This window comes from Mycolicibacterium monacense, from assembly GCF_010731575.1.
Classification (GTDB): Bacteria; Actinomycetota; Actinomycetes; order Mycobacteriales; family Mycobacteriaceae; genus Mycobacterium; species Mycobacterium monacense.
In genome coordinates, this window is sequence record NZ_AP022617.1 from 1,612,937 (window position 1) to 1,627,081 (window position 14,145).

The following is a 14,145-nucleotide window of genomic DNA, read 5'->3' on the forward strand; positions in this document are numbered from 1 at the left end:
AGCCCGTGAGCCCAGCCAGCACCTCGACCGACAAGAAGACGGCCACCAGCCAGAAGGCGGACGACAAGCCGACACTGATGCTGCTGGACGGCAACTCGCTGGCGTACCGCGCCTTCTACGCACTCCCCGCCGAGAACTTCAAGACCCAGGGCGGCCTGACCACCAACGCGGTCTACGGATTCACCGCGATGCTGATCAACCTCCTCCGCGACGAGCAGCCCTCCCATGTGGCCGCCGCGTTCGACGTCTCCCGGCAGACGTTCCGCGTCGACAAGTACCCCGAGTACAAGGCCGGCCGCTCGTCGACTCCGGACGAGTTCCGCGGGCAGATCGACATCGCCAAGGAGGTGCTCGTCGCGCTGGGCATCGCCGTGCTGGCCGAACCCGGCTTCGAGGCCGACGACATCATCGCCACGCTCGCCACCCAGGCCGAGGGTGAGGGTTACCGGGTGCTCGTCGTGACCGGTGACCGCGACGCGCTCCAGCTCGTCAGCGACGACGTGACCGTGCTCTATCCCCGTAAGGGCGTCAGCGACCTGACCCGCTTCACGCCCGACGCGGTGCAGGAGAAGTACGGGCTGACGCCGCAGCAGTACCCGGACTTCGCCGCGCTGCGGGGCGATCCGAGCGACAACCTGCCCGGCATCCCGGGCGTGGGGGAGAAGACGGCGACCAAGTGGATCGCCGAGTACGGTTCGCTGCAGGCCCTGGTCGACAACGTCGACCAGGTCAAGGGCAAGGTCGGCGATGCTCTGCGGGCCAACCTGTCTCACGTGGTGCTCAATCGCGAACTCACCGACCTCGTCAAGGACGTCCCGCTTCCGCACACTCCCGACACTCTGCGGGTGCAGCCGTGGGACCGCGATCAGATCCACCGGCTGTTCGACGACCTCGAGTTCCGGGTGCTGCGCGACCGCCTGTTCGAGACTCTGGCGGCCGTCGAACCCGAGGTCGAACACGGCTTCGACGTGCGGGGCAAGGCGCTCGAACGGGGTGAACTCGCGGCCTGGCTGTCCGAACACAGCCTCGGCAACCGGTTCGGGCTCGCGGTCGTCGGCACCCATCTCGCCTACGACGCCGACGCCACCGCGCTGGCCATCGTCGCTGCCGACGGCGACGGTCGCTACATCGACACGACCTCGCTCGACCCGGACGACGAGGCGGCGCTGGCGTCGTGGCTGGCCGACCCGGGCCCGCCGAAGGCGCTGCACGAAGCCAAGCTCGCCATGCACGACCTCGCCGGCCGCGGCTGGAAGCTCGCCGGGGTCACCTCCGACACGGCGCTGGCCGCCTACCTGGTGCGGCCCGGGCAGCGCAGCTTCAGCCTCGACGATCTGTCGTTGCGCTACCTGCGTCGGGAACTGCGCGCGGACAACCCTGCGCAACAACAACTCTCACTGCTCGACGACAGTGACGGCGGCGACGACCAGGCCGTCCAGACGCTGATCCTGCGGGCCGTGGCGGTACTCGACCTCGCCGACGCCCTCGACGAGGAACTCGCCCGCATCGACTCGTCGTCGCTACTGGGCCGGATGGAGTTGCCGGTGCAGCGGGTGCTCGCCGAGATGGAGCACACCGGTATCGCCGTCGACATCGATCAACTGCGGCAGTTGCAGAGCGAGTTCGCCGACCTGATCCGCGACGCCGCCGAGGCGGCCTACGCGGTGATCGGCAAGCAGATCAACCTCGGCTCGCCCAAACAGCTGCAGGCGGTGCTGTTCGACGAACTCGCGATGCCCAAGACGAAGCGGACCAAGACCGGATACACCACGGACGCCGATGCGCTGCAGTCGTTGTTCGACAAGACCGGTCATCCTTTCCTGCAGCATCTGCTGGCCCATCGCGACGCCACCCGGCTCAAGGTGACCGTCGACGGCCTCCTGAACTCCGTCGCCTCCGACGGCCGCATCCACACGACGTTCAACCAGACGATCGCCGCGACCGGTCGGCTGTCGTCGACCGAACCGAATCTGCAGAACATCCCGATCCGCACCGAGGCGGGCCGGCGTATCCGCGACGCCTTCGTGGTGGAAAGTCGCCCTCCGGGCTCCGGCGGCGGCGCGGTCTTCACCGAACTCATGACCGCCGACTACAGCCAGATCGAGATGCGCATCATGGCACACCTGTCACAGGACGCCGGTCTGATCGAGGCGTTCAACACCGGAGAGGACCTGCACTCGTTCGTCGCCTCGCGCGCGTTCGACGTGCCGATCGACGAGGTGACCCCGGACCTGCGCCGCCGGGTCAAGGCGATGTCCTACGGGTTGGCCTACGGGCTGAGCGCGTACGGATTGGCCGCGCAGCTCAAGATCTCCACCGAAGAGGCCAAGGTCCAGATGGACCAGTACTTCGCCCGTTTCGGCGGTATCCGCGACTACCTGCGCGACGTCGTCGACCAGGCCCGCAAGGACGGCTACACCTCGACGGTGTTCGGTCGCCGGCGGTACCTGCCCGAACTCGACAGCAGCAACCGCAACGTCCGCGAGGCCGCGGAGCGGGCCGCGCTCAACGCCCCGATCCAGGGCAGCGCCGCGGACATCATCAAGGTCGCGATGATCGACGTCGATCAGGCGATCAAGGACGCCGGCCTCTCGTCACGGATGCTGCTGCAGGTGCACGACGAGTTGCTGTTCGAGGTCGCCGACGGCGAGCGCGACACGCTCGAGAAGCTGGTCCGCGACAAGATGGGCAGCGCGTACGCCCTCGACGTGCCGCTCGAGGTCAGTGTCGGGTACGGCCGGAGCTGGGACGCGGCGGCGCACTGACTCAGCGCATCTCGGCGGCAAGTCCGAGTCCCAGCGCCACCAGGATCGCGCCCATCACACGGTCGATTCGCCGTCGGATGTGAGCGCGGCTCAACAGTTCACGGGCCCGTGCAGCGCCCCACACCACGCCCGCACACCAGGCGGTGTCGATCACCAGTTGGATCAGCGCGAGCACCAGGAGGGTGAGCAGCACCGGACCGCTCGACGGCAGGAACTGCGGGACCACCACGATGCCGAACGCCGCGGCCTTCGGGTTCGCCGCGATGGACAGCAGCGCCGCGCGGAACGCCGCGACCGGCGTGCCGGCTCTCGGCTCGGCCGGAACGGCGATCATCGCCGGGCGCTTGGCGCTCCGCCATGCGCTCACACCCAGCCAGACCAGCACCGCCGCGCCGACGATGTGCAGGGCGATCGACAGTGCCCGGTTGGCCAGCAGGAGCACCGACAGGCCGGCGCCGCCGGCCATCGTCCACCCGAAGATGCCGATCTCGTTGCCGACGACGGCGGCCAGACCGGCGGCGCGGCCGTCGCGGATCGCGCGGTGGACGAACAGCGCCGTCGCGGGGCCCGGCAGTATCGCCAGGATCGCCGCCGCCAGAAGAAACGCCGGTAGTACATCGAGCAGGTGGGCGACCATGGCAGCAGTATCTCGCCCCTGGCAAGTCGGTTACCGACTCACAGCGGCCGCGGTGCGCGGTATTCGCCCAAACGGTGCAGCGCCGGCGACGCCGCCCTGGCGGCATACAGCGCGTAGGTCTCCTCGTGCAGCAGTCCGACGACTCGCGGGTCGCCGAATCCGCGGTCGATGCGGTCGCGGACGAAGGCCAACTCGACGACCTGGTGGGCGAACTTCTTCACCGCATCGCCGGCCTGCTTACCGCCGAACCGTCTCGCCTCCGCGATGGCCAGATTGCGGGTGCGGAGGGATCCGAGCCACGCCGCCTCGGCGGGAGTGAGCACTCCCGCGGCCACCATCCCCGGCAGCTTCGCCGCGACGATGTGCTGTTCACGGCGACGACTCCGCACGGCCAGCACGATCGCGAGCCCGAAGATCGGCATCATCCAGAACACGTAGAGCCCGAAGTACGCTCCCACCCCGAGCAGTGACGAACCGTTCCACATGGCGTGCAGCAGCACCGCCCCGGCGTAGCCGAGCAGCAGGAACCCGGCGCGGGCGGCGGTGTCGCGGCGGTGCAGGGCGAACCAGACCCCGATCGCGAACACCGTGGTGAACAGCGAGTGCGCGAACGGCGCCATGATCAGCCGCAACGCGGCGGTCAGCAGCGAATCGGCCAGCGACTCCCCGTTGGCGATGTAGAGGATGTCCTCCAGCCACGCGAACCCCGCACCGACCAGCCCGGCGTACACCAGGCAGTCGGTCAGCGAGTTCATCTCGTTGCGGCGTGCGCCGGTCATCATGATCAGCAGGAACAGGCCTTTGGCGGCCTCCTCCGTCAGCGGGGCGCCCAGGACCAGCGTCACCGGGCTGGTACCGGTATCGGCGGTGCCGACGGCCGGGTTCAGCCACACCTCGAGGAACAGCTGCAGTACCGCGGAGATGACGACGGCCGCCGAGGTGCCCCAGATGAACGCGAACACGAGCAGCCGCGGCGGTTCGGGTTCCCATCGGTCCAGCCACAGGTAAGCCAGCACGACGACGGCCATCGCGATGCTGGACAGGACGAACCCGACTGCCGTCCCGACCGGATTGACCGCGGTCAGCAGGATGACGAGGAGGCCCGCCAGAGTCCCGAGCGCGATCAGCAGGCCCAGCGGGGCGCCGACCTTGCGGACCTGCCGGGCCCACGGTGAAACGGGCAGATGCGGAGGGGGCGGAGTGCCGACGCGGGACACGTGAGCAGGTTAGCCGGAATAGCACGGCCATCCGAGCGGTTGACCCCATTACGAGACGGTACTGTCCCGTAATTGGAAGGGGTTATCGATGAACGAATCCGACCGGCGCGACCGCGCCCACCAGGCAATCGACCGGCTGCAGCAGGCGTTGCTCGCCCACGACATGTCGGCATTCGCCGACCAGTGGGCGCCAGACGGCACCATGAGTTTCCCGTTCGCGCCGCCCGGATGGCCCGAACTCGCCGGCCGTGACGCGGTCCGCGAGTACCTCGCGAACTACACCGACACGGTCGACGTCCGCGCCGTCACCCGCATGGTGCGACACGACACCGCCGACCCGGACACCGTCATTCTCGAATGGGCGGTCAGCGGCGTCGCCGTCAAGACCGGCAAGCCCTACGACATCGACTATGTCGCGGTCATCACCGTCGGCCCCGACGGCATCGTCACCTACCGCGACTACTGGAATCCGCTCGCCGTCGCCTCCGCGCTCGGCGGCATCGACGAACTGTTCACCGCCTTCGACGCGCAGGCCCAGCCGTGAGCGGCGCCGTCCTCGTGTTCGGGGCCACGGGTAACACCGGCAGCGCCGTCGTCGAGGCGCTGCGGCGCTTTCCGGGCCGCCCGGTCCGCACGGCGACGCGGAACCCGGCCGCACCCACCGGCCACGACCACCGCCGCTTCGACTGGGCTGACCCCGCGACCTGGGACGACGTCCTCGACGGAGTCGAGCGGATGTACCTGGTCGCTCCGATCGGGCACCCAGCGCCGATGACCGTGGTCGCCCCGTTTCTCGACCGCGCCGTCGAAGCAGGGGTACGACGGGTGGTGACGCTCAGCTCGTCGGCCGTCGCCCTGGGCGACCCGGGCCTGGGTGAGATGGCCGCGGCCGTGCGCGACATGTTCCCGGAGTGGGAGATCCTGCGCCCGTCGTGGTTCATGCAGAACTTCACCGGCGCCCACCCGGTGGCCGAGAGCATCCGCGGCACAGGCGAATTCATGACCGCCACCGGCACCGGCCGGTTACCGTTCATCGACGCCCGCGACATCGGCCGTACGGCAGCCCACCTCTTGTCGGCGACCGACGCGCGGTGCGGCGAACATCTGCTGACGGGTCCCGAGGCGCTGACCTACGACGAAGCCGCCGCGATCATGGCGGAGGTGACCGGCCGCACCGTGCGCCATCGGGCCGTCGAACCCGACGATTTCGCCGACTATCTCGTCGCCTCCGGATACGACACCACCTTCGCCGCGGTGCTCGCCGCACTCGACGTGCTGGTTCGTGACGGCACCCAGTCCGCCGTCAGCGACACCGTCGAGCGGATCACCGGGGCCCGCCCGCGCGGCTTCGCGGACTATCTGCGCGCGGCCTGGTCCGAATGACCGCCGGACGTCCCCGCGACGCGCGGGTCACCGAGGCGATCCTCGACGCGGTGTTCGCCGAACTCGCGGACAAGGGGTTCGGCGGTCTGACGATGGACGCGGTCGCCCGCCGGGCGCGGGTCGGCAAGAGTGCGCTCTACCGCCGGTGGCCGTCGAAAGTCGAGATGACGGCCGACCTGATGCGGGCGTTGAGCGTCACCACCGATCCCGCGCCCGATACGGGGTCGCTCGCCGGTGATGTGCGGGCTCTGCTGGAGAACGTCCTCACCTGGCTGACCGACGATCGGGTGCGCCGCGTGTATCCCGATCTGATCGCCGAGGCCCAGCGCACCCCGGCGCTCGGTGACGCCCTGATGGCCTACGTCGGCCTGCCCAGGCGCGCCCGGGCCGTCGAGGTGCTCGACCGCGCCGTCGAACGGGGTGAACTCGCCGTCGAGGCTGATCAGGAGGTTATCGTCGACGCACTGGGCGCGCTGGTGTTCTGGCGGCTGATCGCGTTGGGGAAGCCGGTGTCCGCCCGGCACCTGGACCGGGTGGCCGCGGCCATCTGCGCGATGGCGAGCGGGACCGAGTGGCGGTGAGAACCGGGTTTGTCCTGCGTGGACCGAGTCGAGTAGGCTCGTCAGGTATCTGTGTGCGCGATAACAGATCACCCAACAATCAATCTGTCCCTACGAGTAAAACTGTCCGGAGCAACCCAACAATATGCCAAGTCCCGTCGCCACCTCGCCGCAAGTAGCCGTCAACGACATCGGCTCGGCTGAGGATTTTCTCGCCGCCATCGACAAGACCATCAAATACTTCAACGATGGCGACATCGTCGAAGGGACCATCGTCAAGGTCGACCGCGACGAAGTCTTGCTCGACATCGGCTACAAGACCGAAGGTGTCATTCCTTCCCGCGAACTTTCCATCAAGCACGACGTCGACCCCAATGAGGTTGTGTCCGTCGGCGATGAGGTCGAAGCCCTCGTTCTCACCAAAGAGGACAAAGAAGGCCGCCTGATCCTGTCCAAGAAGCGGGCTCAGTACGAGCGCGCCTGGGGCACCATCGAAGAGCTCAAGGAAAAGGACGAGGCCGTCAAGGGCACCGTCATCGAGGTCGTCAAGGGCGGCCTGATCCTCGACATCGGCCTGCGTGGCTTCCTGCCCGCATCGCTGGTCGAGATGCGTCGCGTCCGCGATCTGCAGCCGTACATCGGCAAGGAGATCGAGGCCAAGATCATCGAGCTCGACAAGAACCGCAACAACGTGGTGCTCTCGCGCCGCGCGTGGCTGGAGCAGACGCAGTCCGAGGTGCGCAGCGAGTTCCTCAACCAGCTGCAGAAGGGCGCCATCCGCAAGGGTGTCGTGTCCTCGATCGTCAACTTCGGCGCGTTCGTCGATCTCGGCGGCGTCGACGGCCTGGTGCACGTCTCCGAGCTGTCCTGGAAGCACATCGACCATCCGTCCGAGGTCGTCACCGTGGGCGACGAGGTCACCGTCGAGGTGCTCGACGTCGACATGGACCGCGAGCGGGTTTCGCTGTCGCTCAAGGCGACCCAGGAAGATCCGTGGCGCCACTTCGCCCGCACCCACGCGATCGGCCAGATCGTGCCGGGCAAGGTCACCAAGCTGGTGCCGTTCGGTGCGTTCGTCCGCGTCGAAGAGGGCATCGAAGGCCTGGTGCACATCTCGGAGCTGTCCGAGCGCCACGTCGAGGTCCCGGACCAGGTGGTCCAGGTCGGCGACGACGCGATGGTCAAGGTCATCGACATCGACCTCGAGCGTCGCCGGATCTCGCTGTCGCTCAAGCAGGCCAACGAGGACTACACCGAGGAGTTCGACCCCTCGAAGTACGGTATGGCCGACAGCTACGACGAGCAGGGCAACTACATCTTCCCCGAGGGCTTCGACTCCGAGACCAACGAATGGCTCGAAGGATTCGAGAAGCAGCGTGAGGAGTGGGAGTCCCGCTACGCCGAGGCGGAGCGCCGGCACAAGATGCACACCGCGCAGATGGAGAAGTTCGCCGCCGCCGAGGCCGAGGAGGCTGCGCGTCCGGTGTCGAACGGCTCGTCTCGCTCGGAGGAGTCGACCGGCGGAACGCTCGCCAGCGACGCCCAGCTCGCCGCGCTGCGGGAGAAGCTGGCCGGTAACGCCTAGCAGTTGTCTCGACGAACGCCCCGGCTCACCGCGAGCCGGGGCCGTTCGCCGTATCCGGGTCCTGACAGACTGGTGCGGTGCTGAGAATTGGATTGACCGGCGGCATCGGGGCGGGCAAGTCGACGGTGTCCGCGACATTCGCCGACTGCGGCGGGGTCGTCGTCGACGGTGACGTGATCGCCCGTGAGGTCGTCGAACCGGGCACCGAGGGCCTCGCCGCACTCGTCGAGGCCTTCGGTGATGACATCCTGCTTCCCGACGGTGCGCTGAACCGGCCCGCCTTGGCCGCCAAGGCATTTCAAGACGACGAACAACGCGCCAAGTTGAACGGCATCGTGCACCCGCTGGTCGGCAAGCGCCGGCAGGAGATCATCGACTCGGTTGCCGAGGGCACCGTCGTGGTCGAGGACATCCCGCTGCTGGTGGAAACCGGTATGGCACCCTTCTTCCCGCTCGTCGTGGTGGTGTGGGCCGACGAAGAGACCCGGGTGACCCGCCTCATCGAACGCGGACTGCCCGAGCATGACGCCCGCGCGCGAATGAAGGCGCAGGCGTCCGACGAGCAGCGGCGCGCCATCGCCGATGTGCTGCTGGACAATTCGGGCACCCGGGAGGAACTCGTCGAGAAGGCGCGACAACTCTGGTTCGACCGGATTCTGCCCCTCGCCGAGAACATCCGCACCGGTGAGGTGGTGCGGGTTGCGCCCCGGTTGATGCCGCACAACCCGGCGTGGGCCGCGGACGCACAGCGGATCGTCAACCGCATCAAGGCCGCCGCAGGGGGCAAGGCGCTGCGGGTCGACCATGTCGGATCCACGTCGGTCGACGGCCTGGACGCCAAGGATGTCGTCGACATCCAGGTGACGGTGGCCTCGCTGGAGGACGCCGACGAGATCGCCGGCGGGCTGGCGGCCGTGGGCTATCCGCGGATCCAGGGTGTCGACTCCGACGTGGCGCACGACGACTCCGGACGGTGGGGTAAACGCCTGCACGGCGCCGCCGATCCAGGCCGTCCCGCCAACATCCATCTGCGGGTCGACGGCTGGCCGAACCAACGGTTCGCCCTGCTGTTCCTGGCGTGGTTGGCCGCCCATCCGGAGGTGCGCGATGAATACCTGCAGGTCAAGCGCGCGGCGTTGAGCGCGCCGGACTACGCCGAGGCCAAGGAACCGTGGTTTGCCGAGGTCTACCCGAAGGCGTTGGCGTGGGCCGAGGCCCGCGACTGGCGCCCCTGAGCCGTCAGACCCCCGGCGGAGCCGGTACAGCGTCCGCCGGTGGTGCGGCGGGATCCGCCGGAACCGGCGGTTGGGCGGGTGCGGCCGCCGGGGTGGCGACCGGCGCCTCACATGTCAGGGCGGCGTAGTCGGGGTCCTGCGGCAGGAACCGCGGCGCGACGAAATCGTCGGCCTGCGCGACGATCTGGTCGTCGATGAGGATCTCGCAGTGCAGGTTCGCCGAATATGGCCACTGCACCGACACCTTCATCATGGCCACGTCCGACTCGGGCAGCACGGTGTTCACCTCGAACACACGCCCCGGCACCATGGTCGGGTTGGCCGTCTGCGTCTGGTCGCCTTCGGCGCTGTAGGTGATGGTGGCGCCGCGGGACACCCCGTCGATGCGGGCCCGGTAGACGATGTTGCGCAGCACCTGCGGGCTCTCCTGGGCGGCAGGTTGCGGCTGAACGTCCGGTTCGGCGAGTGCGACGGCGGGACTCAACTGGTAGCCACCTACGACGGTCATCACCACTGCGCCTGCGGTCAGTCCGCGCATGACGGAGTTCATGTAGCGGACCTTACTATGTTTGCCAGGTCAGAACCATGCCGTTGCCGGCCAGCCAGCGGTGGAGGTCGTAGCCGTGGCGGGCGAGGCCATCGACGGTGCTCACGGCCGTCTGCACGGCCTCTTCGCCGACCTCCGGGGTGAGCAGGTTGTGCCGGACCGCGGTGAGCAGTTCGTCAACATCGCACAGTTCGGCCCCGATCCCGGAGCGCACCACCAGGTCGAGATAGTGATCCTCGGCCGTCCACCGGTGAGGGCCCGGGGTGTAGCTGCCGATATCGAGGTAGAAGTCCTGCTCCCGCTCGAAACCCGGGTTGAAGTGGAACACCGACGCCCTCAGGTTCAGCGACGGCAGCAGCCACGACTCGAGATAGTGGAACTGGGCGCGACCGGGCGTCGGTCGCGCCATGTAGAGCCCCCAGGGCTCCACCGAATAGACGTCGACGGCCCGCACGATGCCCTTGGGGTCGGTGTTCGTGCAGGCGAGCAGGTCGAACGTCTCGTGTTTGGGTGGGTGGATACCTCAGCATAGAACCGGGAACAAGAACCTGTCGGTGGCTGGTTCTACCCTGGTGAAATGGCTTTCGCGACCGAACACCCAGTGCTCGCACACTCCGAGTACCGCCCTGTCGAGGCGATGGTGCGGACCGGCAACCGGTTCGAGGTGGTCAGCCCCTACCAGCCCGCCGGTGATCAGCCCGCGGCGATCGACGAGCTGGAGCGGCGCATCAGGGCGGGGGAGCGTGACGTCGTGCTCCTCGGCGCGACCGGCACCGGCAAGTCGGCGACCACCGCATGGCTGATCGAACGGCTCCAACGGCCGACGTTGCTGATGGCGCCGAACAAGACGCTCGCCGCCCAGCTCGCGAACGAGCTGCGAGAGATGTTGCCGCACAACGCCGTCGAGTACTTCGTGTCGTACTACGACTACTACCAGCCCGAGGCGTACATCGCCCAGACGGACACCTACATCGAAAAGGACAGCTCCATCAACGACGATGTGGAGCGGTTACGGCACTCCGCGACGTCGAGTCTGCTCTCGCGGCGTGACGTGGTCGTGGTGGCGTCGGTGTCGTGCATCTACGGTCTGGGCACGCCGCAGTCCTACATGGACCGGTCGGTGGAGCTGAAGGTGGGCGACGAGGTGCCCCGCGACGCACTGCTGCGACTGCTGGTAGACGTGCAGTACGCCCGCAACGACATGGCGTTCACCCGCGGGACGTTCCGCGTACGCGGTGACACCGTCGAGATCATCCCCTCGTACGAGGAACTCGCGGTGCGCATCGAGTACTTCGGCGACGAGGTCGAGGCGCTGTACTACATGCACCCGTTGACCGGTGATGTCGTCCGCCGGGTCGACTCTCTGCGGGTCTTCCCCGCGACGCATTACGTCGCCGGGCCGGAGCGGATGGCGCAGGCGATCTCCAGCATCGAGAAGGAACTCGAGGAGCGGTTGGCCGAGCTCGAAGGCCAGGGCAAGCTGCTGGAGGCGCAGCGGCTGCGGATGCGCACCAATTACGACATCGAGATGATGCGGCAGGTCGGGTTCTGCTCCGGCATCGAGAACTATTCACGTCACATCGACGGACGCGGTCCCGGCACCGCGCCCGCGACGCTCATCGACTACTTCCCGGAGGACTTCCTGCTGGTCATCGACGAGTCCCACGTGACCGTGCCGCAGATCGGCGGTATGTACGAAGGGGACATGTCGAGGAAGCGCAATCTGGTCGACTTCGGTTTCCGGTTGCCGTCGGCAGTCGACAACCGCCCGCTGACGTGGGAGGAGTTCGCGTCACGGATCGGGCAGACCGTGTACCTGTCGGCGACGCCGGGCCCATACGAGATGAGCCAGTCCGGCGGCGAGTTCGTCGAACAGGTCATCCGCCCGACGGGGCTGGTCGATCCGCAGGTGATCGTCAAACCCACCAAGGGGCAGATCGACGATCTGATCGGGGAGATCCGCAAGCGCACCGAACTCGACGAGCGGGTGCTGGTCACCACGTTGACCAAGAAGATGGCCGAGGATCTCACCGACTATCTGCTCGAATTGGGCATCAGGGTGCGCTACCTGCACTCCGAAGTCGACACCCTGCGCCGCGTCGAGTTGCTGCGCCAGCTCCGGCTCGGCGAGTACGACGTGCTGGTGGGTATCAACCTGCTGCGCGAAGGTCTGGACCTGCCGGAGGTGTCGCTGGTGGCGATCCTCGACGCCGACAAGGAGGGGTTCCTGCGGTCGACGCGCAGCCTCATCCAGACCATCGGCCGTGCCGCCCGCAACGTGTCCGGTGAGGTCCACATGTACGCGGACAAGATCACCGACTCGATGCGTGAGGCGATCGACGAGACCGAACGCCGCCGCGCCAAGCAGATCGCCTACAACGAGGAGCGGGGCATCGACCCCAAACCCCTGCGCAAGAAGATCGCCGACATCCTCGACCAGGTCTACCGCGAGGCCGACGACACCGAGACCGTCGAAGTGGGCGGTTCGGGCCGCAACGCGTCCCGCGGCCGGCGCGCCCAGGGTGAGCCGGGCCGCGCGGTCAGCGCAGGCATCGTCGAGGGACGCGACACCGCTAACATGCCGCGTGCCGAACTGGCGGATCTGATCAAGGATCTGACCGAGCAGATGATGACCGCCGCCCGCGACCTGCAGTTCGAACTGGCCGCCCGCATCCGCGACGAGATCCAGGACCTCAAGAAGGAACTGCGCGGTATGGACGCCGCGGGCCTGAAGTGACACGTGGTTGACCTCAACCGCTGTTGAGCTCATAGCGTGGCGGTGTGACTGACACCTCGCGCGTCTCGGTGGGCACCTGGCGCGACCTGCTGGGCCCGGCTCACCTCGGTGCGTCGACGGTGCTGGCGGGCGGTGTCGCGCTGTATGCGACCAACGAGTTCCTCACCATCAGCCTGATGCCGAGCGCCGTCGCCGACATCGGCGGTCAGCGGTTCTACGCCTGGGTGACGACGGTGTACCTGGTCGCCTCGGTGATCGCCGCGACGACCGTGCACCCGCTCCTGATGCGCCTGGGGCCGCGGCGGGCGTACTGGTCGGGTCTGAGCGTGTTCGCGGCCGGCAGCCTGGGCTGTGCACTCGCCCCGACGATGGAGTGGCTCCTCGTCGGCCGGACGGTGCAGGGTGCGGCCGGTGGCCTGCTCGCCGGACTCGGGTACGCCGTGATCAACACCGCGCTGCCGAGCCGGTTGTGGACGCGCGCATCGGCGTTGGTGTCCGCCATGTGGGGAGTCGGGACACTCGTCGGCCCCGCCGCGGGTGGGCTGTTCGCCCAGGTCGGCAGTTGGCGGTGGGCGTTCGGCGTGTTGGTCGGGCTCACCGTCGCGATGGGGGTGCTGGTGCCGTTCGCGCTTCCGGACCGGGTCGATGGCACCGATGCCGAGCGGCCCCGCCTGCGAATCCCGCTGTGGTCGCTGCTGTTGCTGGGTGCGGCGGCGTTGATGGTCAGCATGGCCGGAATCCCGCACGATGTGCGGGCCACGGCCGGACTGCTCCTCGCCGGCGTCGCCATCGTGGTGGTGTTCGTGGTCGTGGACCGTCGCGCCACCGTTGCGGTGTTGCCGCCCAGCGCTTTCGGCCGTGGCCCCCTGAAGTGGATCTACGCGACGCTGGGCCTGCTGATGGCCGCGACGATGGTCGACATGTACGTTCCGTTGTTCGGGCAGCGTCTCGCCGGTATGGCGCCTGTCGTCGCAGGGTTCTTCGGCGCGGTGCTCTCCGTCGGCTGGACGGGCGGCGAGATCACGAGTGCCTCGCTGAGCCGCGCGCGGGTGATCGTGCGCACGGTCGCGTCTGCCCCGCTCGTCATGGCCGCCGGGCTGACTCTCGGCATGTTCGCGCTGCGCGACGAGATGTCGCCGGGCTGGGCTGCGCTGTGGGCGGTCGGGCTGCTCGTCACCGGTACCGGCATCGGGATCGCCTGGCCCCACCTGTCCGCATGGGCGATGAGTCGCGTCGACGATCCGGCCGAGGGGCCCGCGGCCGCCGCGGCGATCAACACGGTCCAACTCATCTGCGGAGCCTTCGGCGCCGGTCTGGCGGGTGTCGTCGTCAACCTCACCGACGCCGGCAACGCGACCGCGGCGCGTTGGCTGTTCGCCGCGTTCGCGGGATTCGTCGCCGTCGGCGTCCTCGCGTCCACCCGGAGCTGCCGAACCCGTTGAGCCACAGGTCGTCACGGCGGTCGGAATCACGCTGAGC

General features: G+C 68.1%; 12 protein-coding genes. 8 read left to right on the forward strand and 4 right to left on the reverse strand.

Features of this window, described 5'->3' with window-relative positions:
• Nucleotides 1-77 precede the first annotated feature (77 nt).
• Complete coding sequence (polA, locus tag G6N49_RS07670; RefSeq protein ID WP_221222345.1) at nucleotides 78-2,765, forward strand: DNA polymerase I; 2,688 nt, start codon at nucleotides 78-80, stop codon at nucleotides 2,763-2,765.
• Nucleotide 2,766: 1 nt separating this feature from the next.
• Here the strand turns inward: polA and G6N49_RS07675 are convergent, their stop codons facing one another.
• Entirely contained in the window at nucleotides 2,767-3,402 is a 636-nt protein-coding gene (locus tag G6N49_RS07675) for a LysE family translocator (protein ID WP_011855925.1), read from the reverse strand.
• A 38-nt stretch (nucleotides 3,403-3,440) separates the two neighbouring features.
• Nucleotides 3,441-4,619 carry a PrsW family intramembrane metalloprotease gene (locus tag G6N49_RS07680; protein WP_064873863.1) on the reverse strand — a complete coding sequence of 393 codons (1,179 nt, stop codon included), beginning with the start codon at nucleotides 4,617-4,619 and terminating at the stop codon, nucleotides 3,441-3,443.
• Nucleotides 4,620-4,707: 88 nt separating this feature from the next.
• Here G6N49_RS07680 and G6N49_RS07685 point away from each other — a divergent pair, with 88 nt between their 5' ends.
• The 5 genes from G6N49_RS07685 (at nucleotide 4,708) to coaE (ending at nucleotide 9,382) form a co-directional block, all read left to right on the forward strand.
• Nucleotides 4,708-5,163, forward strand: coding sequence for a nuclear transport factor 2 family protein (locus G6N49_RS07685; RefSeq protein ID WP_011855923.1), 456 nt, complete (start codon nucleotides 4,708-4,710; stop codon nucleotides 5,161-5,163).
• Nucleotides 5,160-6,002: an NmrA family NAD(P)-binding protein gene (locus tag G6N49_RS07690; protein ID WP_011855922.1), complete on the forward strand. Its 843-nt coding sequence runs from the start codon at nucleotides 5,160-5,162 to the stop codon at nucleotides 6,000-6,002. Before G6N49_RS07685 ends, G6N49_RS07690 begins: the two co-directional genes overlap by 4 nt.
• On the forward strand, nucleotides 5,999-6,583 hold the full coding sequence (locus G6N49_RS07695) for a TetR/AcrR family transcriptional regulator (RefSeq protein WP_011855921.1): 585 nt from the start codon (nucleotides 5,999-6,001) through the stop codon (nucleotides 6,581-6,583). The genes G6N49_RS07690 and G6N49_RS07695 overlap by 4 nt, the downstream gene beginning before the upstream one ends.
• A 124-nt stretch (nucleotides 6,584-6,707) precedes the next feature.
• Complete coding sequence (gene rpsA / locus G6N49_RS07700) at nucleotides 6,708-8,147, forward strand: 30S ribosomal protein S1 (protein WP_011560398.1); 1,440 nt, start codon at nucleotides 6,708-6,710, stop codon at nucleotides 8,145-8,147.
• Nucleotides 8,148-8,224: 77 nt separating this feature from the next.
• Nucleotides 8,225-9,382, forward strand: coding sequence for a dephospho-CoA kinase (coaE, locus tag G6N49_RS07705; protein WP_011855920.1), 1,158 nt, complete (start codon nucleotides 8,225-8,227; stop codon nucleotides 9,380-9,382).
• 4 nt (nucleotides 9,383-9,386) lie between these two features.
• On the opposite strand, the gene G6N49_RS07710 is transcribed toward coaE, so the two are convergent.
• Nucleotides 9,387-9,932, reverse strand: a complete 546-nt coding sequence (locus G6N49_RS07710; protein WP_011855919.1) for a hypothetical protein — start codon at nucleotides 9,930-9,932, stop codon at nucleotides 9,387-9,389.
• 13 nt (nucleotides 9,933-9,945) lie between these two features.
• Complete coding sequence (locus tag G6N49_RS07715; protein ID WP_179967827.1) at nucleotides 9,946-10,449, reverse strand: ribonuclease FAU-1 family protein; 504 nt, start codon at nucleotides 10,447-10,449, stop codon at nucleotides 9,946-9,948.
• A 57-nt stretch (nucleotides 10,450-10,506) separates the two neighbouring features.
• Between G6N49_RS07715 and uvrB the strand changes: the two genes are divergently transcribed.
• Nucleotides 10,507-12,666, forward strand: coding sequence for an excinuclease ABC subunit UvrB (gene uvrB / locus G6N49_RS07720; RefSeq protein WP_011855917.1), 2,160 nt, complete (start codon nucleotides 10,507-10,509; stop codon nucleotides 12,664-12,666).
• Between the two features lie 44 nt (nucleotides 12,667-12,710).
• The gene (locus tag G6N49_RS07725; RefSeq protein ID WP_083045266.1) at nucleotides 12,711-14,108 is read left to right on the forward strand and encodes an MFS transporter; all 1,398 of its coding nucleotides are present in this window, start codon (nucleotides 12,711-12,713) and stop codon (nucleotides 14,106-14,108) included.
• Nucleotides 14,109-14,145 lie beyond the last annotated feature (37 nt).